General features: G+C 55.8%; 26 protein-coding genes and 1 pseudogene. 16 read left to right on the forward strand and 11 right to left on the reverse strand.

All coding sequences use genetic code 11. The annotated features are described in order from the left end of the window. Positions 1-3: 3 nt before the first annotated feature. Entirely contained in the window at positions 4-1,140 is a 1,137-nt protein-coding gene (locus tag AC0V61_RS08705) for an ABC transporter permease (RefSeq protein ID WP_486156856.1), read from the reverse strand. Positions 1,141-1,295: 155 nt separating this feature from the next. On the opposite strand from AC0V61_RS08705, the gene AC0V61_RS08710 reads away from it, so the two are divergent. Further along, positions 1,296-1,949, forward strand: a complete 654-nt coding sequence (locus AC0V61_RS08710) for a TetR/AcrR family transcriptional regulator (RefSeq protein WP_486156857.1) — start codon at positions 1,296-1,298, stop codon at positions 1,947-1,949. A gap of 115 nt (positions 1,950-2,064) precedes the next feature. After that, positions 2,065-4,026, forward strand: a complete 1,962-nt coding sequence (ftsH, locus tag AC0V61_RS08715) for an ATP-dependent zinc metalloprotease FtsH (protein ID WP_486156858.1) — start codon at positions 2,065-2,067, stop codon at positions 4,024-4,026. Positions 4,027-4,087: 61 nt separating this feature from the next. Here the strand turns inward: ftsH and AC0V61_RS08720 are convergent, their stop codons facing one another. The 3 genes from AC0V61_RS08720 to rpoZ all read right to left on the reverse strand — a co-directional run bounded on the left by AC0V61_RS08720 (position 4,088) and on the right by rpoZ (position 6,501). Beyond that, positions 4,088-5,149: a DUF3667 domain-containing protein gene (locus AC0V61_RS08720; protein ID WP_486156859.1), complete on the reverse strand. Its 1,062-nt coding sequence runs from the start codon at positions 5,147-5,149 to the stop codon at positions 4,088-4,090. An 87-nt stretch (positions 5,150-5,236) separates the two neighbouring features. Next, positions 5,237-5,968: a ParA family protein gene (locus AC0V61_RS08725; protein WP_486156860.1), complete on the reverse strand. Its 732-nt coding sequence runs from the start codon at positions 5,966-5,968 to the stop codon at positions 5,237-5,239. Positions 5,969-6,156: 188 nt separating this feature from the next. Continuing rightward, the gene (rpoZ, locus tag AC0V61_RS08730) at positions 6,157-6,501 is read right to left on the reverse strand and encodes a DNA-directed RNA polymerase subunit omega (protein WP_486156861.1); all 345 of its coding nucleotides are present in this window, start codon (positions 6,499-6,501) and stop codon (positions 6,157-6,159) included. Positions 6,502-6,609: 108 nt separating this feature from the next. On the opposite strand from rpoZ, the gene AC0V61_RS08735 reads away from it, so the two are divergent. After that, on the forward strand, positions 6,610-7,800 hold the full coding sequence (locus tag AC0V61_RS08735; protein ID WP_486156862.1) for a phospholipase D-like domain-containing protein: 1,191 nt from the start codon (positions 6,610-6,612) through the stop codon (positions 7,798-7,800). A 3-nt stretch (positions 7,801-7,803) separates the two neighbouring features. On the opposite strand, the pseudogene AC0V61_RS08740 reads toward AC0V61_RS08735, so the two are convergent. Next, positions 7,804-9,320: pseudogene (locus AC0V61_RS08740) on the reverse strand (replicative DNA helicase). Positions 9,321-9,467: 147 nt separating this feature from the next. Here AC0V61_RS08740 and AC0V61_RS08745 point away from each other — a divergent pair. The 3 genes from AC0V61_RS08745 to AC0V61_RS08755 are packed head-to-tail and all read left to right on the forward strand — an operon-like array spanning position 9,468 to position 11,169. Further along, complete coding sequence (locus AC0V61_RS08745) at positions 9,468-9,986, forward strand: UPF0262 family protein (RefSeq protein ID WP_486156863.1); 519 nt, start codon at positions 9,468-9,470, stop codon at positions 9,984-9,986. Between the two features lie 5 nt (positions 9,987-9,991). Further along, positions 9,992-10,705: a glycoside hydrolase family 25 protein gene (locus tag AC0V61_RS08750; RefSeq protein ID WP_486156864.1), complete on the forward strand. Its 714-nt coding sequence runs from the start codon at positions 9,992-9,994 to the stop codon at positions 10,703-10,705. A gap of 11 nt (positions 10,706-10,716) precedes the next feature. Continuing rightward, a complete protein-coding gene (locus AC0V61_RS08755; protein ID WP_486156865.1) occupies positions 10,717-11,169 on the forward strand; it encodes a cytidine deaminase in 453 nt (150 codons plus the stop codon). 47 nt (positions 11,170-11,216) lie between these two features. On the opposite strand, the gene AC0V61_RS08760 is transcribed toward AC0V61_RS08755, so the two are convergent. The 3 genes from AC0V61_RS08760 to AC0V61_RS08770 form a co-directional block, all read right to left on the reverse strand. Next, complete coding sequence (locus AC0V61_RS08760) at positions 11,217-11,927, reverse strand: DUF4197 domain-containing protein (protein ID WP_486156866.1); 711 nt, start codon at positions 11,925-11,927, stop codon at positions 11,217-11,219. A 102-nt stretch (positions 11,928-12,029) separates the two neighbouring features. Further along, entirely contained in the window at positions 12,030-13,163 is a 1,134-nt protein-coding gene (locus AC0V61_RS08765; RefSeq protein ID WP_486156867.1) for a M14 family metallopeptidase, read from the reverse strand. Further along, positions 13,160-13,810 carry a hypothetical protein gene (locus AC0V61_RS08770; RefSeq protein ID WP_486156868.1) on the reverse strand — a complete coding sequence of 217 codons (651 nt, stop codon included), beginning with the start codon at positions 13,808-13,810 and terminating at the stop codon, positions 13,160-13,162. The genes AC0V61_RS08765 and AC0V61_RS08770 overlap by 4 nt, the downstream gene beginning before the upstream one ends. A 60-nt stretch (positions 13,811-13,870) precedes the next feature. Between AC0V61_RS08770 and galE the strand changes: the two genes are divergently transcribed. The 3 genes from galE to AC0V61_RS08785 all read left to right on the forward strand — a co-directional run bounded on the left by galE (position 13,871) and on the right by AC0V61_RS08785 (position 15,823). Further along, complete coding sequence (galE, locus tag AC0V61_RS08775; protein WP_486156869.1) at positions 13,871-14,896, forward strand: UDP-glucose 4-epimerase GalE; 1,026 nt, start codon at positions 13,871-13,873, stop codon at positions 14,894-14,896. 94 nt (positions 14,897-14,990) lie between these two features. Next, positions 14,991-15,116, forward strand: coding sequence for a type B 50S ribosomal protein L36 (ykgO, locus tag AC0V61_RS08780; RefSeq protein ID WP_007165381.1), 126 nt, complete (start codon positions 14,991-14,993; stop codon positions 15,114-15,116). A 104-nt stretch (positions 15,117-15,220) separates the two neighbouring features. Beyond that, on the forward strand, positions 15,221-15,823 hold the full coding sequence (locus tag AC0V61_RS08785; protein ID WP_486156870.1) for an HAD family hydrolase: 603 nt from the start codon (positions 15,221-15,223) through the stop codon (positions 15,821-15,823). A gap of 161 nt (positions 15,824-15,984) precedes the next feature. Here the strand turns inward: AC0V61_RS08785 and AC0V61_RS08790 are convergent, their stop codons facing one another. Next, positions 15,985-16,338 (reverse strand): DUF8200 family protein, encoded by a 354-nt coding sequence (locus AC0V61_RS08790; protein WP_486156871.1) that lies wholly within the window; start codon positions 16,336-16,338, stop codon positions 15,985-15,987. A gap of 234 nt (positions 16,339-16,572) precedes the next feature. Between AC0V61_RS08790 and AC0V61_RS08795 the strand changes: the two genes are divergently transcribed. The 3 genes from AC0V61_RS08795 to AC0V61_RS08805 all read left to right on the forward strand — a co-directional run bounded on the left by AC0V61_RS08795 (position 16,573) and on the right by AC0V61_RS08805 (position 19,832). After that, positions 16,573-17,124 (forward strand): winged helix-turn-helix transcriptional regulator, encoded by a 552-nt coding sequence (locus AC0V61_RS08795; RefSeq protein ID WP_486156872.1) that lies wholly within the window; start codon positions 16,573-16,575, stop codon positions 17,122-17,124. 87 nt (positions 17,125-17,211) lie between these two features. Next, positions 17,212-18,987 carry a DNA helicase RecQ gene (gene recQ / locus AC0V61_RS08800; protein WP_486159509.1) on the forward strand — a complete coding sequence of 592 codons (1,776 nt, stop codon included), beginning with the start codon at positions 17,212-17,214 and terminating at the stop codon, positions 18,985-18,987. Positions 18,988-19,160: 173 nt separating this feature from the next. Then, positions 19,161-19,832 (forward strand): FAD-binding oxidoreductase, encoded by a 672-nt coding sequence (locus AC0V61_RS08805; protein ID WP_486159511.1) that lies wholly within the window; start codon positions 19,161-19,163, stop codon positions 19,830-19,832. A 36-nt stretch (positions 19,833-19,868) separates the two neighbouring features. Here AC0V61_RS08805 and AC0V61_RS08810 read toward each other — a convergent pair whose 3' ends face one another. After that, on the reverse strand, positions 19,869-20,585 hold the full coding sequence (locus AC0V61_RS08810; protein WP_486156873.1) for a Crp/Fnr family transcriptional regulator: 717 nt from the start codon (positions 20,583-20,585) through the stop codon (positions 19,869-19,871). 34 nt (positions 20,586-20,619) lie between these two features. Further along, a complete protein-coding gene (locus AC0V61_RS08815) occupies positions 20,620-22,116 on the reverse strand; it encodes a YifB family Mg chelatase-like AAA ATPase (RefSeq protein WP_486156874.1) in 1,497 nt (498 codons plus the stop codon). Positions 22,117-22,276: 160 nt separating this feature from the next. Here AC0V61_RS08815 and AC0V61_RS08820 point away from each other — a divergent pair, with 160 nt between their 5' ends. The 4 genes from AC0V61_RS08820 (at position 22,277) to yidD (ending at position 24,327) form a co-directional block, all read left to right on the forward strand. After that, complete coding sequence (locus AC0V61_RS08820; protein ID WP_486156875.1) at positions 22,277-23,299, forward strand: alpha/beta hydrolase; 1,023 nt, start codon at positions 22,277-22,279, stop codon at positions 23,297-23,299. A 126-nt stretch (positions 23,300-23,425) separates the two neighbouring features. Then, on the forward strand, positions 23,426-23,560 hold the full coding sequence (gene rpmH / locus AC0V61_RS08825; protein ID WP_486156876.1) for a 50S ribosomal protein L34: 135 nt from the start codon (positions 23,426-23,428) through the stop codon (positions 23,558-23,560). 162 nt (positions 23,561-23,722) lie between these two features. After that, positions 23,723-24,121, forward strand: a complete 399-nt coding sequence (rnpA, locus tag AC0V61_RS08830; protein ID WP_486156877.1) for a ribonuclease P protein component — start codon at positions 23,723-23,725, stop codon at positions 24,119-24,121. Next, entirely contained in the window at positions 24,118-24,327 is a 210-nt protein-coding gene (gene yidD / locus AC0V61_RS08835) for a membrane protein insertion efficiency factor YidD (RefSeq protein WP_486156878.1), read from the forward strand. Before rnpA ends, yidD begins: the two co-directional genes overlap by 4 nt. Positions 24,328-24,335 lie beyond the last annotated feature (8 nt).

Below are 24,335 nucleotides of genomic sequence, written 5' to 3' on the forward strand. Positions count from 1 at the left end.
CGCTCACCGGAACACCGCCGCTGGTTCGGTTTTCATAACGCTACGAAGGGAAATCCAGCCTGTAAGTGAGAGGATGATGACAACCGCAAACAAGCTCACAAATGGGATTTGCCAAGGGATGTAGAAGCCTTTGAAGGTCGGCACTCCGGAAAATCCGTAGATAAAGCACACCGTCCCGATCACGCCCAAGGCGTAGCCAATAGAGCCCACCATGGTCGCTTGGCTCACCACCATTCCGGCGATCTTGCGATTGGTAACGCCGATGGCTTTGAGCGCGCCAAATTGCTTGATGTTGTCGCGGATAAAGAGGCTGAAAGTGAGGCCTACAATTGCGACCCCGACGATAAAGCCAAGGGCGACCGTGATCCCGAAGTTCAGCGGAATGCCGGTGTTCTCAATGATGAAATCGACACCTGCCTGCGCAAATTCTTCGCGCGTCTCTGCCTTGAGGCCGGTCTGGTCTTCAATCGCTTGAGCAACAGCCTCGGCGGTTTGCCCGTCCGCCACGCCAACCAGCACAAAGGTGAGGCGGTTCCGGCTTCCGGGCACATAATTGAGGGCCTGAGAATATTTGGTGTAAAGCGTTACCTGGCTAGTAAAACTCGGGATAGCATCGGCCACGCCGCGAATGATCGCGCGCTGATCGTTGAGTTCAAGGCGCTGTCCGATAGGATCCTCGCCGCTTTCAAAAAGATTGGTGATGCCCACATCGTCGATGAGAACCGTATCGGGCTGCAAGAGGATCGACTTATCCGCCACAAGTAAGCGTTCGGGTAGGCCGATCAGGGTCGCATCATCAACGCCCACTATCTGAACCCCTTCCAGATCACCTGTGCTCGAGCGAACAGAGGCTGGCGCGCGAAGGTGAGGGACGGCCCATTCCACCCCTTCAACCGAACGCACTTCATCAAGCGCGGTCGAGGGCATTGCATAGTTAACCTCTGTGGTGCGGCTGACCGGGTCCATCACCCAGACTTCGGCCTCGGGGGCGCTGTAAACGCCGCTCGCCCCTCGCTCGATCAGGTTCACGAAAATCGTGAGCTGTTGGGTGATGAGCAGGGTCGAAAAGGCGATGCCGAACAAAAGACCGTAGAACTTTTGCGGATCACCTGTGAGCATTCGGATCGCAATCCAGAGCATTTCGTAAATACCACTTTCGTCGAGGTGCAAGCCAGAGGAGACTTGCTAAAGGAGAGGGAATCGACAATAATGAACGACACCGTTTACCTAAAGGCGTAACTGAACGGCAGCGTTCAGTTTGTCAACCAAGCTCTTTCGATTGGGTTCCAGAAAAATTGAATATTCCAATTTCCAAGACTGAAAAACGCCAGAATACCAACAGGCGGGCTGGCAGACCTTTAGACGAAACCAAACGCGCAGCGATCATCGCAGCGGCGTCGGATCGGTTTATGCAAGATGGCTTTGCCGCGACCTCAATTGAGCAAGTCGCCGCCGACGCTGGCGTATCCAAAGTCACGATCTACAACCACTTTGGCGACAAGCGCGGTCTCTTTACCGCTTCGGTTGAACGCGAATGCGAAAAGATGCGCGGGTACTTTTCACTTGATGAGATGCCAAGTGGTACGATCGAAGAGCGATTGACCACGATTGCTGAGGCCATGTTTGCCTTTCTCTCTCGCCCGGAAATGATCCAGTTTGAGCGGCGTATCGCTGCAGAAACCGAGCATGAACCGGCCGTGGGTATGGCATTTCTTGAGACGGGACCATGGCGCATGAAAGCAGGTTTTAGTGCTTGGCTTGCGCATGCGTGCGCTCAAGGCGAGCTGGAAATCGCCGACCCGGATTTGGCGGCCGAACAGTTTGTCTCAATGGCCAAAGGGATGGGCGATTTAGAGCGCCGTTTCGGGTCAACGCCGAGCGATAAAGAGAACGAAGAACGCATTGCCGGCGCAGTCTCAGTCTTTCTGGCCGCATACCAATCGCAATAATCGAAATTCTGCATCTCAGTGTGCGGAATTACCGTAAGCTCTGCATGACTACGCATTAGCTTGCGATTCATGCTGCCAATCCTACATTAAGTGCTCAGATAAGGAATCGATGAGAATGAACGACCAAAACGATCCGAATGAGCAACCTCCAGAAGGTCAAAACCCTTGGGTCAAACAGCTTATGATCTGGGGCGGCATTTTTCTGGCGCTTTTGCTTGTCGTCTCCATGTTCAATGGCGGCGGTCAGCCTGCTGGAACCGCGATGCCCTATTCTGAGTTCCGCGACCAAGTCGCGACAGGAGGGGTGAAAGAGGTGCAGATCGGCGATGATCTGATCACGGGTACTCTTGCTAATGGCGAACCATTCAGCACCGTCCCTTTGAAGAGCGATTTGCAGATCGCGAGCCTGTTGGAGGAAAATGAGGTTGAGTTCACCGTTCAGGCGAGCGAGCAGCAAAGCCTGCTTCTGATCATTCTTATCCAAGCTTTGCCGTTTATCCTTATCCTCGGGATCGCGTTCTTCGCTCTTCGCCAAGTGCAAAAAGGCGGCGGCGGCGGCGCGATGGGTTTTGGTAAGTCCAAAGCGAAAATGCTGACCGAACGCCAAGGCAAAGTCACTTTCGATGATGTAGCTGGCATTGATGAGGCGCGCGAAGAGCTCGAAGAGATCGTCGAATTCCTCAAAGACCCGACACGCTTCTCCAAGCTTGGCGGTCAAATTCCTAAAGGCGCATTGCTTGTAGGCTCGCCGGGTACGGGTAAAACGCTTCTGGCCCGCGCGATTGCAGGCGAAGCGGGTGTACCGTTCTTCACTATTTCAGGCTCTGACTTCGTTGAGATGTTCGTGGGTGTCGGCGCAAGCCGTGTCCGCGACATGTTTGAACAAGCCAAGAAAAGCGCGCCTTGTATCGTCTTTATCGATGAAATCGACGCGGTTGGCCGCTCACGTGGTCACGGCCTTGGCAATTCAAACGATGAGCGCGAGCAGACACTGAACCAGCTTCTGGTTGAGATGGACGGCTTTGAGGCGAATGAAGGCATCATCATCATCGCGGCGACCAACCGTCCTGACGTGCTTGACCCAGCACTGCTTCGCCCGGGCCGCTTTGACCGTCAGGTTGTCGTGCCGATCCCCGATATCGACGGGCGTGAAAAAATCCTTGGCGTGCACATGAAGAAAGTGCCGCTGGCACCAGATGTGAACCCGCGCACTATCGCGCGTGGTACACCGGGCTTCTCGGGCGCGGACCTTGCAAACCTCGTGAACGAGGCGGCACTTTTGGCAGCGCGCCGGAACAAGCGTCTAGTTGCAATGCAAGAGTTTGAGGACGCCAAAGACAAGGTTATGATGGGCGCGGAACGCCGCTCAATGGTCATGACCGAGGATGAGAAGAAGATGACCGCTTATCATGAGGCAGGCCACGCGCTTGTTTCGCTTAATGAGCCGGCATCTGACCCAATCCATAAGGCGACAATCATTCCTCGTGGCCGTGCGCTTGGCATGGTGATGCGCCTGCCAGAGCGGGACAGCTATTCCTATCATCGCGATAAAATGCACGCGAACTTGGCCGTGGCCATGGGCGGCCGCGTTGCTGAAGACATTATTTTTGGTCACGACAAAGTGTCCTCTGGTGCCTCTGGCGATATCCAATATGCGACCGATCTTGCCCGTAATATGGTCACCAAATGGGGCATGAGCGAAAAGCTTGGTCCGCTGCAATATGAGCAAAGCCAGGAAGGCTATCTTGGTATGGGCCAAACCGCGCGCACGATGGGCGGAGCGGAGACCAACAAGCTCATCGATGCAGAGATCAAGGATCTGGTCGAAGGCGGGCTCAAGCGTGCTGAGGACATCCTTAAAGAGCAGGAAGACAAGCTCCATCTGCTTGCTCAAGCACTGCTTGAGTATGAGACGCTGACCGGTGATGAGATTGATGCCCTCATGAAAGACGGCAAGATTGATCGTCCCGATGAGCCCAAAGGTCCATCGATCGTAAAGCCTACTCAAGGCTCTGCAATACCCAAGGCCGGTAAACGCTTTGGTGGTTCAGGCGATGAGGCACCGCAGGGCGCTTAAAGACCCTCATTGTGAGAAAATTCAAACGGGTGTCAGAGTATATCTGGCACCCGTTTTTGTTTCAGAACGCCCCAAGCAGGAGCAACGCTTGCAAGAAGAGCGCGACGACGATCCAGATAAAGATGCTCATCACAAAGAGACGCCAAAGCGCAGAAAACCGGCTTAGCTCATAGGTGTGACGCAGCTGCTTATACATGTGCAGCGGTGGGATGATCAGCAGTGGAAAGACAATGAACTGGGGTGCCGCTCCTGCCGCTCCGAGAAGTGAGGCTGCAATAAACAACAGCGACATGAAGCTGAGCGAATAGGTGACGAAAATCGCGTGGTCATACGCCTTGAACCGGCGTTTCCAGACAAGAAGCAGCCACATAAACGGGACCGAAAGCGGGATTAAGAGCCAGCTGAATTTATAGCCGTTGGCTTGAAGCTTATACAGCATAAGGCTCGGGTTTTCGCGCCACTTTTTAACAAGGCCATCATCAATCGCTGAGATACCTGTGAGGTTCATGTCAGGATTGGCCTCAAAATCGATGATGTTTGCTCGGTCCAAGCCTCTCAGCGCTTCTTGCGCTGCCCTTCGATCCGATAAGGCTTCTGCATATTCAGTGGACCCTTCAGAGGTCTCGTCAAGGCGGGCTTGCGCATCATCAAGATCAGCCTGAGCCGTTTCGCGCACTGAGCTTATCGTAGTGCCAACGCTGTCTCCTTTCAGATCAGCCGGTGCGCTGAGGCCGACCATCTGAAACACGGCAAACATCGCAAAGATGCTGAAAAGGAACATCGCCATCGGGCTGACGAATTTGGCGCGCTCCCCATCGATATATCGCCGCGTGAGTTTGCCTGGTTTGAAGATCAGAAGCGGCAAGGTCTTCCAAAATTTGCCATCAAGGTGAAGGACACCGTGAATAAGGTCATGCCCAATAGCTGTAAGGGTGCGGTGCACAGTGCGTTTCTGACCACATTGGGGACAGAAGCTGGTGGTGACGCTGGCCCTGCAATTTGCGCATTCGACGGCAGGATAGGTCGCGGCATTGCTCGCACCTTCACCCTCAGCCGGTTCGACTGCTCGGCCCGCCAAAGTGCCTTCCATAACCCCGCCAAGACCCTCGGCAATATCGCTCATATGCTGCAAGCCCCTATCAGTGCTGCACTGCACTATAGAGGGCGGGCCTGATTTTCCAATGGAAGAACTTGGGCCTTGGTCTGGGCCTTAGCCCTTAGCCAATTTCCGCTCGATCGCGGTCCAAAGCTGAGCAAAGGCGCGTGCGGCTGGAGAACGCGGAGCAAAAGCGCCGACTGGTTTTCTCTCCACCGCGCATTGTTCAATTGCACTTGCCAGCGGAACAACCGGCCATTTCGGATTGGCCTGTCGCGCTTCTTTATGAAGAGAGCGGCGCATATCAATCATCGACATAACGGGCAGGATTGGCGGGTGCTTTTTGCCGGAGCCTTTCACCTCCTCAACGACCTGTTCAAGAGCGCGCGCAGACAAGGGCGATGGTGGCAGCGGTACGATAACCAGATCGGCTGCGCGCATCACTTGCCCGCTAACCTCGTTTAGAACGGGTGGGCAATCAAAGATCACCCGTTCATAATCTTTGCGCATTGCATGGACGATTTTGGCAAGACGCCTCTTTTTACCAATCCGATCGAATTGGCGATCGAGCGTCCTGATGCTTTCATCGGCGGGAAGTAGATGAAGATTGGCATAGTCCGTTTTGCGGATAAGCTTGGTCGGTGCGCGGTCGAGGTTAAAAACGCTTTCAGCTGCGCGTTTCTTCTTAGGGTCAACGTCAAGCAAGAACCCTGAACCGTTAGAAGCATCCAAGTCCCACAGCAGGGTTTCCCGGCGCGAAATACTCGCCGCACACCAAGCAAGGTTTACAGCAAAGGTCGTCTTACCGACCCCGCCTTTGACACTGTAAACCGCTATTGAGGCCATGGATTTTGCGCCTGCACCATATGTTACATTTGAATGACAGAACCTAGGTAGGTTCCCTTGGTGTAAAGGCAAGCATACAGGAGCATTGTCAGACCCGTGTCATGTGTCTTGGGCGCGTGTGTCTCTTGATGACACAAAAAAGGCCGCTGTGATGGCGGCCTTTTGAGTTTCGATCGATTGCGCGCGATTTAACCGTCGTAATCCGCACCAATCGAGGTCGAACGGGTCGGCGCTGATGCGGTGATACGCAGAGCTTCTGCAGATTGGCTCAGTGAACCGATTTCATCCGCGTCGTCCTCATCATCCGGAAGGATTTTTTGAAGGCCGGTCACAAGAGCTTCGCCCAGCTCTTTTGGTTTGATTGTTTGTTCAGCGATTTCGCGAAGAGCCACGACAGGGTTCTTATCCCTGTCACGATCAAGGGTGAGTTCGCTACCACCAGAGATTTCGCGGGCGCGCTGTGCGGCAAGCAGGACAAGGTCAAAACGGTTTGGAACCTTATCGACGCAATCTTCAACGGTAACGCGTGCCATCTATGGGCCCTTTATCTAAATCTGTGGGATAAGAGCGCGGCAAATAGTGTTGCAGGAGGCGAGAGTCAAGAATTTGCAACTTATGTGACCTTCACGCATTGGCCTTTCGTGACCAGCAAAAATGCCCCTGATCCTTCGTTGACCGGCCCAAGCGATTATATCGACAGCGCAAGCTTTCGCATTGATGCAGCAGGCCATGCTTTTACTTTTTATCCGTCGGGGTCAGATCGGCTGGCGGCGTTGATCGATCATATCGAATGCGCAAAGGCCAGCCTTCATCTTTTTTATTACGAGTTTCAGGATGATAGCGCAGGTAGCAAAGTGCTTGATGCCTTGGTTGAGGCTGCCGAGCGGGGTGTTGAGGTTTCGCTTATCATTGATGCTTTTGGCAGCGATGCGTCGATTGAGTTCTTCTTACCGCTAGAAAGAGCAGGTGGGCGATTTGCAGTCTTTGCAGCTGGTTGGAACCGCCGATATCTGGTGCGCAACCACCAGAAGTTTGCAATTGCAGATAATGCGCGGGTCATGACGGGCGGCGCAAACATATCGGACGAATATTACAACAGCCCCAAGGACAATGGCTGGTGTGACCTGGGTGTGGCTATAGAGGGTGACATTGCCAATCGTTTTTCTGATTGGTTTGCGTGCCTTGACGAACTTGCCCAGACCAACAGCCCAAGCTTTAGGCGCACGCGGCAGCTCATTCGTCGATGGAAATCGAGCGAAAGCGACATTCAGCTGCTTGTAGGCGGACCGCTGATCCGCCGATCGCATTGGTCTTATCGCTTCAAGAAGGATCTGGCGAAAGCCAAACGCCTCGACATGGTGACAGCATATTTTGGACCGCCGGGAAGTTTCAGGCGCGCGATGGCCAAAGTCGCGCGCAAGGGACAGGCGCGGCTGGTTGCAGCCGGTAAATCAGACCTCGATGGGACCATCGACGTTGCCCGGCTTTACTACAAAGGCTTGCTAAGCAGTGGCGCCACAGTTTTAGAGTTTCAGCCAACAAAGCTGCATATGAAGCTCATTGTGGTTGATGATTGCGCTTACTTTGGCAGCGCAAACCTCGACCGGCGTTCGATCCGCGTGAACATCGAATTGATGGTGCGGGTCAAAGACAAGGCACTCGCCGACCGCCTGCGTGAGATGGTCGATCATATGGAGGTCGCAAGTCTTCCTATCGACCGCGCATGGTATCGCCAAAACGCGGGGTTCTGGACACGGGCACGCTGGCGGTTTTTCCATTGGCTCAGCCTTGCTGATTATCGCCTGACCCGGACTGTTTCGCGCAAGAAATGACGGCTACTCCTCCATCCCCCAGCTCGAATAATCGCGGGTGTTGGGCGAGGTAAACTTGGTGATCTCGCTCTGGAAGTGGAGCGGTACGTTGCCGGTTGAACCGTGACGCTGCTTTGCCACGATGAGCGACGCCTTATTTTTGATCTCAAGATATTCCGCTTCCCATTGAGCGTATTTCTCCTGCACTTCCATGGAGCTGGAGCCATCTGGGTTCGGCATATCGGGGCGCACGGCTTCTTTGTAATAATCCGCGCGGTAGATGAACCAGACCATGTCAGCGTCTTGCTCAATCGAACCTGATTCTCTGAGGTCTGAAAGCATGGGACGTTTATCATCGCGCTGTTCCACCGCGCGGCTGAGCTGCGACAGCGCAATGACAGGCACGCTCAGCTCTTTTGCCAGCGTTTTGAGACCCCGGCTGATTTCCGAGATTTCATTGACGCGGTTGTCGTTGGCACGGCCTGAACCTTGCAGAAGTTGGAGATAATCAATGACGATCAATCCAATATCATGCCGGCGCTTCAGCCTGCGTGCGCGGGTGCGCAAAGCGCCAATGGTAAGACCCGGCGTGTCATCGATGAAAAGCGGAAGCTCTGCCAGACGTTGGCTTGCAAAGCTGAGTTTCTGGAAATCATCGCGGCCAAGGTCACCAGAACGCAGAGCCTCAGACGAAACCTCGGATTGCTCGGCAAGAATACGCGTCGCCAGCTGATCCGCGCTCATCTCAAGACTGAAGAAGGCTGTGGGTGCACCGTAATTGTGCTCACCCCCTCGCTCATCCATTTCAGGTGCTCTTCGGCGCAATTGAATGCGATGTTGGTTGCAAGCGAAGTCTTTCCCATGCCGGGTCGTCCAGCAAGAATGATGAGATCGGAATCGTGTAGCCCAGCGGTCTTCTGGTCAAGCGTTGAAAGACCGGATGTTTTACCAGACAACCCGCCGCCAGAATTCATTGCCGCTTCGACCATCTTGATTGCCGTGAGCGCCGCATCGCGGAAGGATTCGGCCTCTTTCCCGGTCGCCGCGCCCTCTGCCACCCGGTACAAATCCGCCTCAGCCTGTGCGATCCGGTCCACCGGGCTTGTGTCTTCTGATGTGTCCAGAGCGCCTTCCACAAGGCCCCGTCCAACGCTCACCAACTCGCGCAAGAGAGCAAGATCATATATCTGCTGGGCCAATTCACGCGGGGCCAAGAGGCCCGCTCCATTGGCCGTGAGTTGCGCCAAATATTTGGGGCCGCCAAGCTCTTTGAGTGCTTCGTCAGCTTCGAAGTGAGGGCGCAAAGTTACAGGCGAAGCCGTCGCATTGCGTTCAATCAGTGCAAGGATACGCTCATAGATGCGCTCGTGCAGCGGTTCGAAAAAATGGTCAGGGCGAATCGGGGTTTGCAACTCCTCAATCACGCGGTTGTCGATCAGAACAGCACCCAAAAACGCCGCCTCTGCCTCAAGGTTTGACGGCAGTTTGCGAGCGGTATCGGTGTCATTGTCGACTAACGAAAGAGGAGTGGGTTCGGCCATAGTCAACCTCAATGCTTATGCGACAAGATTCTGGCAAGGTGTTCGACTGACCAAAATTTTTTCTTTCTCCCGGCCCTGTGGATTGCGGGGATTGGGTATGGTTATGCTTGAAGTGTGACCTTTGCATCTGCGAAAGCCCAACTCACCATGTCAGGCATGCCATCCGATTCCGCGAATTACGCGCCCGGTACACATCGTATCGCTCACATCGTTCTTGATGAAGAGACGATCCTTTGGCGTAATGCTGATGTTGAACAGGAACGCCGCGTTGCGATTTATGACCTTATTGAGGAAAACACGTTCAAGCCCGTCCGCAGCGCAGAGCGCGGTGCGAAAGGCCCTTATCGCCTCAAGCTAGCGGTGGTTGATGGACGCCTCGCGATGGAAATCGCTGATAAGGATGAACAGGTGCTGGAAACCTTGCTTATCGGCCTTGCCCGTTTTCGTCGTCCAATCCGTGAATATTTCGCGATCTGTGACAGCTATTATCAGGCCATCCGAAAAGCCACCCCCGCTGAGATTGAAACCATCGATATGGCGCGCCGCGGGCTCCACAATAACGCTGCTGAATTGTTGGTTGAGAGACTGGAAGGGAAGATTGAAACCGACTTTGCCACCGCACGCCGCTTGTTCACGCTGATTTGCGTGCTTCACATCAAAGGCTGACGCGGATGGTCAAAGGGCGCAAGAAGAAGGCAGGCCTCGGCCTTTGGGTGTTTCGCGGAGCAGCGCTTCTTGTGCTGATCGCGGTCAGTTTTGCGGCATGGTTTTGGTGGGACATGCGCGGGTGGCGACCTGATGCGCAGCTTTATCCTGAACAAGGCGCTCTTATTGCAAGCAGGGCGGCCGAAACTCGGTTTGAGACGCTGGCTGCGACCGGCGCGGACTTTGTGTATCTTGAACTGGGTGAAGCAAGTTCGCCGCCAGACCAAGGTTTTGCGCAGCGCCTTCAGAATGCGCGTGAGGCGCAGCTTAAGACCGGCGTGTCGATACCTTTTGATCCTTGCCTTCGCGCTGATGAACAAAGCTCGCGCTTCACTCGCATGGTTCCGCGCGATAGCTCCCTTTTGCCGCCTGCCATTGCCCTGAAACGCATTGGTACTGCCTGCAAACCAAGCGTGAGCAACGCGGCGGTTGAAAGCGAATTGATGACGCTCATCAACCAGATTGAGCTGCATTCAGGAAAGCCCGTGATCTTGCGGCTAGGGCGTGATTTTGAATTGCGGCACAATGTTGCTCGAATGATTGAACGCGATTTGTGGCTGGAACGGGATCGCGCCCGGCCTGATTACGCCGCGCGGCCGTGGCTCTTGTGGAGCGCCAACAGCCAATATGTTAGCGAGGCATCGGACGCGCCGATCGAATGGGTCGTAGTGCAGCGCTAAGCGATGCTAAAATGAGTGATGCCAAGATGACTGATAAGAGCAAAGCCCGTTTGATTGATGCGGCGCATGGGGCCGCTAAGCACGCCTATGCAGGGTATTCCAACTATCATGTGGGTGCAGCGCTCCTTTTCGATGATGGCGCGATTATAACAGGTAGCAATGTCGAGAACGCCAGCTATGGCCTGACGCTGTGTGCTGAAACGGTGGCTGTCGCGCGCGCTTTTGGCGAAGGGCGGCGCGGGGGGCTGAGCGCCGTGGCAGTGGTTGGTCCGTCCGACAAAGGCGATGGCTCCCCCATCACACCGTGCGGGCGATGTCGGCAAATGCTCTACGAAATCTCGGCCTTGGGTAATACCGATCCAGTCATTCACTGCGTCGGGACCAAAGAGAGCCGTGATGTGAAGCTCTCGCAGCTTTTGCCATACGCATTTGGTCCCGATCACCTTGAAACAAGCGAGACCTGAGCGGCCTGCAAAAATTACTCAGCGGTTTCTGACGGGGAGGAACGTGTCTAGCTCCCCAACAGACTGCCCAAGGGATTTTTGCGGAAGCCCTTTTCCTCTGTGCCGATGTAGGCGAAAATTCCATCAAGCCCCTGGTCCGTCACGGAGCGGTTGATCTTTGCTCTGTCCAGACCAGCTTGGCGTATGAATGAGTGCTTATCGGCAAGACCATCGAACGTTTTGTACACCCCTGCGCGGTCCAGCGCGCTGTCTACCAAGGGTTCGAGGCGCGAATGCAACCTGTCGTTGGCTGAGCTGCGCAGGTATTGAGTCCCGCCATCATCTTCACGGATAATGCCGGGCGCGTCGTTAAACGACAACTCGTCAATCGCATCGCGGAAGATGGGCTTGGCCTCTCCAGCGGCAACACCGGCCGCGTCGTTTATGTTGCGTGTGATGCCGTCAAGCACGCCCAAGCGGCTGGCACCGCCAAGGATTGAACCGAGAAGGCCACCCCCGCTTCCGCCAAGATTGCCGACTAGAGGAAGGCCAATGCGCACCTCCTCGTCACCATAAAACGCGCCGGGCTCGGCGAGTTTGTCGAGTGCATTGTCGGTAGCCTTTCCAAGGATCGAGGACAGGTTGAAGCCTCCGCCACCTCCTCTGCGCCCCAAAAGGTCGCCAAGGCTTTGCGCTTGCAGTGGTGATGCGATCATTGTGGCAGCGCCAAGGGCGCTTGCACCAAGGATAAATCCGCGGCGATTGGCAGAAACTGTCATGACTTTCCCTCCCGAAAACTTTCGTGTCTTAGAGGGAGCTTATCACAAAATTGCCCTGAACGAGCGCTTTCATAGATGTAAAATGATGTCGTGCGCCTGTCGTTAGGTGGTCTCAAGCCATTCGAGCAGAGCAGCAAGACATTCACGCCCAAGCATTTTGCAGCGTTCCGGTGACCAGCCTTGCTCGGGTTCGGGGAAGTCTTGAAGATCCTTATAGGGCATCTCTAGCGTCATCGCACAGGCACCAAAACGCTCTGCCACCTGATTGGTGGAGATCGTCAGGTTTGCTTTGCCTGCCCATGCTTTGGGATAGCCAAGTTCTGTTTGGAAATCAGGCGTGCGACGGTCAAGGATGCGCTCGTAGCGATAGAATTGCTCGCCCAGTTCATCCGTCCACGAAGGAATTCCTTCAAAGCCTGCAAGGAAGACGGCCGGGATAGCTTCATCACCGTGCGCATCGATGGCGAAATCCACACCGGTTTCGTCCATCTTGTTCCGGATGGCTAGCACCTCGGGCGATTTGTCTTCGCTGGGTGTTTCCCATTCGCGGTTAAGGTTGGTGCCCACAGCATTGGTGCGCAAGTGCCCCCGTTTGGAGCCATCCGGGTTGCAATTGGGCACAATGTGAAAGCGGCACCTTCTCAGCAGGCCGCGCGCCACTGGATCAGCGGGATCAGTGAGGCATTCCACCACCCCTTCCATCCACCATTCGGCCTGCGTTTCGCCGGGGTGCTGACGGGCATACAGCCATACTTGTTTCTCACCATTGCCCGTTTGCAGCATGTCCAAAGGCTGGCCATCAAGCGTGGTTCCGATCCGCAGAAAGTCTACGCCCTCACATGCTGCCGCCTCTGCGATAAGGTCATGGTGGCGCTCTATCGAATAAGGCGCAAAATAGGCGAAGTAAGCAATGTTTGAGGCAGGGGTGTAGGTTATCGTTAGCGTACCGCCGCTCTCATCCTTGTCAAAGCTGCTTGATGCACGGGCCCAATATTCGCGGTCTTCTGAAACGCAGGCGTCATATCCGGGCCAACCGCCCGGATAGGCGCTTTCATTGAGGCCCGTGATTTTCAGAGTGAGTTCCTCACCTGCAGCTGCGCTCACCCTGAAGTGAAACCACTGCTTGAAGTCTGACATGCGGTCTTTGGCAATAGCGAGCGTCGCGCTCGCGCCATTGATTGAAAGCACCTCAATATTGCCGCTATCAAAGGCGGCATCCACTGCGATTTGGGTCATTGATTGTCCTGTAGCTCGTCCACATCGATGGACACGGTTTCGCCATTGCCGCCCGGGAAGTCCTTAAACAAGGCGCTTGCCAATGCGCGCGCGCTGGCGTTGACATCGGCGTATGGCGAATTGATTGAGACGGCCTGCTGCGCGCGGCCCTCCCAAAGGCTATTTCCAGATGCATCGGAAATGCGCACGGAAAGTTCGCTTAAGGCATTTGGCCTGCTGGTGTTGCCGCCAAGGTCAATGCCGATGCCAACGCCAAGCCCACTGCCAAAACCGCCTGTTCGCCCGCCAACACCAACGCTTACTGGGCCACGCGAACTCGCAGGCGCGAGGGGGCTGCGACTGGTCGCAACGCGCGCTGTTGTCATGCCGGGTTGAGGTTCCAGGGCGATGGCATATCCAAGCCTTACAAGCTGGGCTGCAACAGCGTCATAAAAGGCGTCCTTTGCTCGAAGGTTGCTTACTTCTTCCTCGAAAGTAATGGCGATGGGGCCTTCTCCAAGACGCACGTTCTGTTCACTGATGAAACGAGTGACTTCGACAGGCCCGGAATAGGCTGTGCCTACGCAGGCGCTCAGCGAAAGGCCCAGAGCAAGCGGTGCAGCAAGCGGTGCGAAAACCCTTCCCTTGCAAAATAAAGTACCAATCATCTCTCGTCCCTCATATTTTCGTTCACGACTTGAAAGCCTCTTAGTGCTAACGGCGCGACCATGAATGACACCTCAATAGCGAAACCAACCGTTCTCGTCACTGGCGGAGCAGGTTATATCGGTAGCCATGCTGTCTTGGCCCTATTGGACGATGGCTGGCCGGTGGCGGTGATCGACAATCTGACGACGGGCTTTCGGTTTGCGATCCCGGACAAGGTCGCCTTTTATGAGGGCGATATCGAGGATGCAGAGCTTTTGGCGCGCATTTTCGATGAACAAGGCGTGGCGGCTATCATGCACTTTGCAGGTTCTATTGTCGTACCGGAAAGCGTTGAGGATCCACTCAAATATTATCACAATAACACGGCCAAAAGCCGTATTTTGATCGAGGCGGCGGTCAACGGCGGCGTTTCGCACTTTATTTTCTCATCGACCGCGGCGACTTACGGAGTTCCTGAGGTCGAGGCTGTGAGTGAGGATACGCCGCAAAAGCCGATCAATCCCTATGGCTGGTCAAAGCTTATGACAGAGCAAATGCTGGGCGATATCGCCGCAGCGCATGATCTGAACTTTTGCGCTTTGCGCTACTTTAATGTGGCGGGCGCTGATCCCAAGGCGCGCACGGGGCAATCGACCGCGGGCGCGACCCATTTGATCAAGGTTGCTCTTGAAGCAGCCCTTGGCAAGCGCGAGGCTGTTGGCGTCTTTGGCACCGATTTTGACACTCCCGATGGGACAGGTGTGCGCGATTACATACATGTTAGCGACTTGGCCTCGGCTCACGTCCACGCTCTTGAAGCGCTTATGTCTGAGCCAGAGCGTTCGCTGACGATGAACTGCGGTTATGGTCGCGGGTTCTCCGTGCTTGAGGTGCTTGATGCGGTGGACAGAGTGACCAACACGCCAATCAAGCGGCGCTTGGAAGGACGGCGAGCGGGCGATCCGGCGCAGCTTATCTCGGATCCATCGCTCATTCGAGAAACCTTGCCGTGGGAGCCGCAGCACGATGATCTTGACACTATTATCTCACACGCATTGGCTTGGGAGCGAAAATTGAGCGACTTGCGGGATTATGACGAGAGGTAACGGTTGACGAATCTCGCACGCACCCATATGTGCCCATCAGATTTTTCCGCGCGCCGGTCCGTGCCTGGCGCGCTTTTCATTTGAAAGAAGACCGATGAAAATCCGCAACAGCCTTAAGTCGCTGAAAAACCGTCACCGCGATTGCCGCGTTATTCGCCGCCGTGGTCGCACATATGTGATCAACAAAACAAACCGCCGCTTTAAAGCACGCCAAGGCTAATTGGTTGTGCGCCAGGTGTACGCCTGGCTTGTTAAAGTGAGTTAGCAAGAGCGGCCCGCCTCCAATCAGGAGAGCGGGCCGCGTCTGTTTGAGGATTGCAACGTATGGCTAAAGCGGTCGTCTTCGATGTGGGCCGGGTCCTTTTTGGATGGGAGCTTAGGGCGCTTTTCGAAAAGCTCTTCGATGATCCCACGCAACTGGAGTGGTTTCTTGCCAATGTCGTAACCGAAGAATGGCATTTCCAGCACGATCGAGGTCGCAATCTCGAGGATATGGTGCCAGAGCGAATGGCTCAATTCCCGCAGTATAAGGCGCAGATCACAGCCTATCATGAGCGCTTTGAGGAGACCATCACCGGCCCGGTTGATGGTACGCATGAGCTTGTCGACCGGCTCCATAAAGCAGGGGTTCCGCTCTATTGTCTTACAAACTTTGGTCATGAGCTCTGGGAGCGGTTTCGTCCTACTCAGCCCATTTTCGAGCTTTTCGAAGACGTAATCGTGTCCGGCACTGAGAAAGTCGCAAAGCCCGACTCGCGCATTTACGAAATCCTCGAGAGCCGCACGGGCCGCAGTGGTGCAGAGCTGTTCTTCACAGATGACAATCCTGCCAATATTGAGGCGGCTTTGACGCACGGGTGGGACGCGCATCTGTTCACTGATGCGCGGGCTTTGGAAGAACAGCTAAAGTCTGCCGATATCCTTTAGGCTCTGCCAAAAGAAAGCCCCGGGGCGCAGTTGGGGACATGCGCATCCGGGGCCGGAGTCTTGCCCGAATGGAGAAGCGGGCAAATGGGTATGCAGAACCGCCCTATAGTGTTGAGGGGAAGAGCGCGGCCCCGCTTATGGAGAGAGTATCTCGCTTGCGCTTACTCGCCGTTGCAACGTGCGAGCTTTTCTTCGGCCAATTCTTCGCCATTCGCGCTGAAGCTCTTGATCTCACCAAACTCGCGAGCGACGCCGCGACATACGCGTGATGCACGTGATGAACCTTTGTTGGCAACGCAAGTCGTGCCTTTGCAGGCCCATGCAACGCCGCCGGCAACCACGCGGTTGTCTTCAGCAGGCTGAGCCAATTTTGCGGTGTAGTAAGGACCATTGTCCGCCATCGCTGGTGCGGGCGCAGTTGCGACGCCGAAGGTCACGCCAGTGTAAAGTACTGCAGATGCAAGAACTGCCAGGCGGCCGGACAGTGGGAGAGTGCGGGGAAGAGAGAGGGTCATCTTGTATTCCTTTTGATGGTGCTTAATTCATCATTTGTTGCATTGCACAGTTTCGAATCGAAACCAGTTGCGAATCACTACCTATGTGATTAGGTTTCAGGTTGCAACTAAAAACTTAAATTTAATTCTGCACGCTTATGACGCCCGGTTCTCGAAGGGATCGGAGCCGATTTTCTCGGTGATTTGGTGATTTCGCCGAGCTCGGTTAGAAAGGTTGCAGGAAGAGGACTGAATATGGGCGAGATTAGAGAACCCTTACGCGAGTTGATCGATTGTGGCCTTCCACAAGCGCTGGAAGTCATGGGTGAACGCTGGGCGTTCATGATTTTGCGCGCGAGCTTTAATGGATTGCATCACTTCGAAGAGTTTTTGAGCGAGCTTGGCATCGCCCGGAACATTCTCTCCAATCGTCTTGCAAAACTGGTTGATCACGGAATCCTTAAACGCGAGCCGTGTGCCGATGACCGGCGCAAGATTGAGTATCGCCTGACGGAGAAGGGCTTTGACCTTTTGCCTGCCATGATTGCTCTTCGCCAATGGGGCCAGAAATATTCCGACGAATCGGTGGTGGAAGACCCAGTCCTCGTGGATGAAGCGGATCGCTTGCCAATCGGGCCTGTGTCTATTCTCTCGCATGATGGCCGTGTTCTGGACCATTTGGGTCTTAACATGATCCGCCGCGAAGACATTGGGAAGCGCACCGATGGGACTATTGCTACGCCAGCAGATGAAATCGGCGAAGGCAGCGTTATTAATCTTGCATCGGTGAAGAAGGCAGCTGGCTGACTAGAAGCTTTACACGGCATGCGGTAGCGACAGGGTTCTTCCCCTTGTTACTGGACCTGCCCTCAGTTGACCGCCGCCACATCCTCTCTGCCTTCTGAAATTTTCGAGACTTTGCGCCGAACCTTCGGGTTTGAGCGTTTTCGCGGTATGCAGGAAGCCGTCATCGGCCGCGTGCTGGACGGTGAACATACGCTTGCGCTCATGCCAACGGGTGCAGGTAAGTCGCTTTGCTATCAGATCCCAGCGCTTGCGCTGGACGGCACGGCGATTGTTATCTCGCCGCTTATTGCCCTCATGCATGATCAAATCCGCGCCGCGCGTTCGGTTGGTATACGCGCCGCCTCCCTCACATCGGTCGATGCAGACCAGATGCAAACGGTAGAGGCGCTTCGGGCAGGGGAACTTGACCTTCTTTATGTGGCGCCAGAGCGGGCTAACACGGCCGGATTTCAATCGCTCTTGCGAGAAGCTCGGATCAGTCTTTTCGCCATTGATGAGGCGCATTGCGTCTCCGAGTGGGGGCACGATTTCCGCCCAGACTATCGGGGCCTTCGCGAAATGCTCGATCAGTTTCAGGGTGTGCCGCGCCTCGCTCTTACAGCGACCGCCGATGAGGTCACGCGCGAGGACATCCTTAAGCAATTGGGCGTGGCTCCCGACGGGTTGATTAAGGCCGGGTTCGACCGACCCAACATCCGCTATATTATCCGCCCGCGCGCCAATATCACCAAGCAGGTAAGCGATGTGATTGCGAGCACCCCGGGTGCAGGGATCATCTACACCGGCAGCCGCAAAGGCGCCGAAGATCTTGCAGAGCAGCTCGCATCGACGGGCCGCGATGTAAGGGCCTATCACGCCGGCCTCCCGCCAGAACAACGCGCTGCTACCCAAGCCGCCTTTGTCCAATCAGAGGACATGGTCATGGTCGCGACTATCGCCTTTGGCATGGGGATCGACAAACCCGATGTGCGCTTTGTGATCCATGCAGGGCTGCCAAAATCGGTTGAGGCTTACTATCAGGAGACCGGCCGCGCCGGGCGCGATGGCGACCCGGCGATCGCGCATATGTTCTGGGGGCAAGGCGATTTTGCCAAAGCGCGCCAATGGCTCGCCGATGTGAGCGAAGACCGCCTGCCATCTGAACGCGCGCGGCTGAGTGCGCTTGCGGGCCTTGTTGAAAGTGCACAATGCCGCCGCAAACTGCTGCTCAAACACTTTGGCGATGATTTGCCCGAGCCATGTGGCAATTGCGACCGCTGTTTGGAGCCGCCGGAAGTCCTGGATGTGACAGAGATTGCGCAAAAGCTGCTCTCTGCCGTCTATCGCACAGGCCAGAGCTTTGGCATGGGACACGTGGAGAAGGTGCTCCTTGGCCGAGACGATGACCGTGTGATCCAGCGAGGACACGATAAGCTTTCGGTCTTCGGCATCGTGGGTTCGACCGATGCCCCGCTATTGAAGCCTGTCATGCGTTTCTGCACCGCGCATGAAATGCTGGTCACGACTGAGCATGGAGGACTTGCGCTTGGTCCAGAGGCCCGAGATGTCCTAAAGGGTGAGCGCGCCGTTGCCATAGCGCAGCCGCCCAAATCCAAGCGCCGCCGAGCAGGTGGCAGCAGCGGTGCTATTCCCAATCCCGTGGGCGATCCTTTGTTCGATGCCTTGCGTGCTAAGCGCAGCGCTTTGGCGAAGGAGCATGGCGTCCCTGCCTACATCATCTTCCACGACAGCGTTTTGCGCGCGATGGCAGCGTTTCAGCCCCAGACCTTGCGCGAGATTGGCGAGCTTCAGGGTGTGGGCGAGAAGAAGCTGGATACTTGGGGGCCTGATTTCTTGGAGGTTCTTCGTGAGCATTGCGGCTGATTGGCTCACACTGAAATCGAGTGTTCGAACAAGCGATAAGATCGGAACCAACGTCCTATCTCGGCTGTAGCAGGTGCATAACCTCGAGTAATTGCGCCTTCGCGGTTTCACTTTGCTGGAACAGATAAACTGACGCGAAGTCCACGCAGCACTACAATAGGAAGGAATTCCCCATCGCTCACACTCTCACCCTCAAAGCCATTCGACCTGTCACTCACGATACACAGGAATTGACCTTCAACCGCCCGGACGATTTTACCTTCACACCGGGTCAAGCAACCGATTTCGCGCTCGATAAGGACGACTGGCGCGATGAAAAACGGCCCTTCACCATGGCCTCTTTGCCTGATGCTGAAAGCCTACAGTTTGTCATCAAATCCTATCCCGACCACGATGGTGTTACCGAGCAGATCGGGCAGATGCAGACAGGCGATCGAGTGGTAATCGAGGAGCCCTGGGGAGCGATCGAAGACCGCGGACCGGGCACCATCCTTGCCGCTGGTGCTGGCATTACGCCGTTCATCGCGATCCTTCGTGCCCGCTTGAAGGAGGAAGGGTCGTTAAGTGGCTATCGCCTCGTTTTCTCCAATTCGCTAGAAAAAGACATTATCCTTCGCGATGCGCTTTCGTCGATGGAAGGCTTGGAAACCCGCTTCATTCTCTCGGACGAGGAGGTGGATGGGCTGCATCATGGGAAGATCGACGGTGCATTGCTCGATGCAATCGGAATTGATGCAAGCGACACATTCTACCTGTGCGGCCCGCCGCAATTCGAAGACGATGTGGCAGCCGCGCTAAAAGAGCGGGGCGTCGATGAGAGCAACATCGTGCGCGAAGAGGATTGATTTGGTGACAAGCGGGTCACGCGCGCCATGCAACCTTTAATTCTGCGCCTCTTCCAACAGTTCGATACTCGCCTGTGTCGCTGGCAGGGCGTCATCAGGCTGATAACTGCGGCCCAGTTTCTTTGCCAAATCGCGGGTCAAAAGCGCGTTCAGGGATATGCGCAAGGGTTCGTACTTGCGGCCCAATCCTCGCAGGACCTCGCTGTCCCATTCGACATAGCGCACACCTTCGGGTGCGACCGTTGTTGCGGTGGTCTTGCGGTTCAACACAAAGGCGACCTCGCCTACGAAATTGCCTTCTGGCAGGCGAAATTGGCGCCCATATTTTTCAACCGAGATAGTGCCTTCAAAGATATAGAACAGCGCATCGGACGGCTCATCCTCTTGCGTTAGGATCGTGCCTGAGGGGTCATCGGCGCGCCGCCATTTGGCGATGGTCGCTATCCGGCGGAACTGTCCCGGTGTAAGGGTGTCGAATGCCTCAAAGAGCAGTTTTTCATCCTCCGTCATGCGCAGGGTCGTGCGCTCGAGGATAATCTGGCCAAGCACCCAGAAATTGATGGCGAGCATCATCGCGCTTGTGACAATCGCTCCCCACAAGGGCCCTGCAGGGATCGCAAAGTAATAGGCGATGTAAACAAAGGTGGAGATCACGATCAGCAAGCGCAAACGCAGCTCATCGCGGATCGCATATCCGATCAAAAGCAGGGCTGCGGCCGGATAAATCAGCCATTCGGGATCAAAAGCGCTCATCAGCCAAGCGTTTAGGCGAGATTTTCGCGTCTTTTCAAGGGGCCCGCATCTTTTGGCGGTAGGATAACGCCTCAGCGATATGCGGGCGGCCCACCCGTTGAGCTGCGCCCAAATCCGCGACGGTGCGCGCAACCCTTAGCACCCGCGTATAACTGCGCGCTGACAATCGCAGTTTCTCTGCCGCTCGCATAAGGAGCGCGCGGCCTTCTTCATCGGGTGCAGCGTGGGCTTCGAGTGCGTCGCCTTCCAACTCGGCATTGGATCTGACGCCGCGCTCATCGGCGTGGGCTCTTGCTAAAGCCACTCGCTTGGCGACCTCGGCGCTTCCCTCGGCTGGCGGGGGTAGGGTCAGGTCAATCGCGCTGACCGCCGCAACGTCAACATGCAAGTCAATCCGGTCGAGCAAGGGCCCGGAAAGCCGTGCCTGATAATCACCGACGCAGCGCGGATAACGATTGCAGTTTTGCATAGGGTCCCCGGCATAGCCGCAGCGGCATGGGTTCATGGCAGCAATAAGCTGGACGCGGGCGGGAAAAGTGACATGTGCGTTCGCGCGGGCCACGTCGACTTGCCCTGTCTCCAAGGGCTGTCTTAAAGAATCGAGCACGGGGCGCTGAAACTCGGGCAGTTCATCGAGAAAGAGAACACCCAAATGTGCAAGGCTGATTTCGCCTGGGCGCACTTTTAGACCGCCCCCGGTGAGCGCCGCCATGCTCGCTGAATGGTGGGGCGCACGAAAAGGTCGCGCGCGGCTGATCCGGCCAGCTTCCAGGGTCCCGGCAACTGATTGCACCATGGAAACTTCCAAAGCCTCGGTTGGGGTAAGCTCTGGCAAAATCCCCGGCAGGCACGAGGCAAGCATGCTTTTGCCTGACCCCGGAGGCCCTGCCATCAGCAGATTGTGCCCGCCTGCTGCAGCTATCTCCAAAGCGCGCTTTGCGGTTTCCTGCCCCTTCACTTGTTTAAGATCGGTGGCATGGGGCTTGTCCTCGACCTCTCCGCGCACTGGCTCATCAAGAACCGCATCGCCTTTCAGGTGATCGAGCAGGCTCCCCAAGTCGCGCGGGGCAAGCACTGGAACCCCGCTTGCCCATTTGGCCTCTGATCCTTGGCTTGCAGGGCAAATCAGCCCTGTCTCTTCTCCGCTCGCATAAAGCGCTGCGATTAGAACACCGGGTGATGCAACGATCCGCCCGTCAAGCGACAGTTCCCCCACTGCGATCCAATCGTTCAACTGCTCGGCATCGGTCACGCCCATCGCGGCGAGCAAGGCAAGCGCGATAGGCAAATCATAATGCGAGCCATCCTTGGGAAGGTCAGCGGGCGAGAGGTTGATCGTGATCCGTTTGGGCGGAAGCGCGAGGCCCATTGCACTAAGTGCTGCTTGCACCCGCTCACGGCTTTCGCTCACCGCTTTATCGGGGAGACCCACTATAGAGAAACGCGGTAGTCCCGGTGCAACCTGGCATTGAACCTCTACCCCCCGCGCCTCAAGGCCCAGATACGCGGTTGTACGAATGAGTGCGACCATGCCGCAGTCCCCTTACGTATTTTGCACCCGGCATTCCCTCCGTTAGGGCGACCTTAACCGTTAAAGCATTGTTGTCGAGGCACTTCGCGCGACTACGCAAGAAGTTCGTAAGCATAAAGCTTTGTAAAATTTGAATGTGTCCCGGCATAAAACTGCCGACATGAAAAAGATTGCCGCTCTCTTCGCACTCGCTTCTTTTGCGCTTGGTTCAAGCCCTGCATGGGCCCAAGACTATTATTCCAGTAACGGCGGGCACCGTTCTGTTACCACGCAAAGCTGGGTAGAAGAATGGGATCCTGCGCAAGGCCGCTGGGTCAAAGTTGCTGATGACGGTGCGAGCGTTCAGGATGAGACGCTCCCCACTGTGGTCACCACTATCATGAACGGTACAAGCGTGACCGAGACCCGCAGTGCTGCGCGCTATGCTCAGCCAGTGCCGCCAAGCGCGCCTTCGATTGCGCTTGGCCAATTTGGTCCATTTGTGGTTGCGACGCCAAATGTGGCGTTGATGGTGGGTCCGACCAATGCGCGCACTCCCCAAGACTTCGACGCCATGCTCGGCAGTTTTCCTGGTATCGATACGCTTAAGATGATCGAAGCGCCCGGGACCAGCAATGATATCGCCAATCTCGCGGTGGGCCGCAAAATCCGTGAGGCGGGCATTGCGACCCATGTGCCTCATGATGGTTCAGTGCGTTCAGGCGCGGTTGAGCTGTTTCTTGCAGGTGAGACCCGCTCAATTGAGGACGGGGCTGAATTTGCTGTTCACTCATGGCTCGACAACCACGGGCGCGAGGCCGATGATTTTGCAAGCGATCACCCAGCGCACCGTCTATACCTCGACTATTATGTCGAAATGGGCATGAGCGAGGCTCAAGCGCGCGCATTTTATGCCATGACCAACTCTGTTCCCCATGCGAGCGCTTTGTGGCTTGAAGCGGATGACATGCGTCAGTGGACTGCTCCCAAGGACCTAGCGCCTCAGCGGATCGCCGCGCGTCAAGTCGATGCCATTTGTGATTTCTGCGATCGTGTGGAAGACAATATCAAGGCGGCAAGCGATGGAATTGCGGGCATGTCATGGGCACCTTTGGCGCTCAACACGGTTCAGCCTGCGATCGATTATGGCGACCTGACCCAAGTGAAAGTCGCTTGGGGTGACACGTCTGTGCTTGACTCATGAAGCGCTTTTCCATAACTGCGCGCGCTTGACTGAGCCGCTTGAAATCAAGCGATCGCAATAGCCCTTCGCGAGGGTTCTCCAGATGGAGAGCACGGCAAACGGGCGATGATAGTATTCGAGGATAAAATGAAGCGGACCTTCCAGCCTTCCAATCTTGTGCGTGCCCGTCGGCACGGGTTCTTCGCGCGTAAAGCAACTCCGGGCGGCCGTAAGGTCATCCGTTCGCGTCGTCGTCGCGGTCGCAAGTCGCTCTCTGCCTAAGCATCTAGGCTGCCTAAATTTTTGGGCTGCTTCAGCTTTTAGGTTATGCGCCTGCGGGCGTGCCTCCCTCAAGCTAATAGCCTCATTGGTTAAGCGGGCTCCCATTGGGGGCCCGTATGCGTTATTGCGTGTACCGCTATGACCCCTACGCCAGCCTCCCCGATGGTACTCACTAAACGAAGCGATTTCGTCGCTGCCAATAAGGGCCTTCGCAATGCGCGACCGGGCTTTGTTTTGCTGACCCGCCCGAATCACGGTGAAGGCATTCGCTATGGCATCACCGTCACCAAGAAGATCGGCAATGCAGTGGTGCGCAACCGGATGAAGCGGCGTTTTCGTGAGCTTTTGAGAGACGCGCTGTCATCACGCGGGATCGCGGATCACGATCACGTGCTGATTGGCAGGGCAGGTGGTGTAGAGCGCGACTTTTCTTCTATGGCTGACGAGCTCGAAAAAGCTCTCGACCGCGCACAGTCGGGTAAGGGCGACGGCCCGCGCAAACACTCAAAGAATCGGCGCACCCAAACGCAGAATCGGTCGGGCAAAAAGGCGCGCAAATGAAGTATGTCCTCATCGGCTTGGCACGCGCCTGGCAGCTTGGTCCTTCGCTTCTGATCCCGCCCACGTGCCGCTATTCCCCCTCATGCAGCCAGTACATGATTGAGGCTGTCCAGAAACACGGTGCGATCAAGGGTGGATGGCTGGGCCTAAAGCGTATAGGGCGCTGCCATCCCTGGGGAGGGCATGGTCACGATCCGGTGCCGTAAGGCGCTTG

The sequence above is a fragment of the Erythrobacter sp. JB1-4 genome (assembly GCF_057365025.1).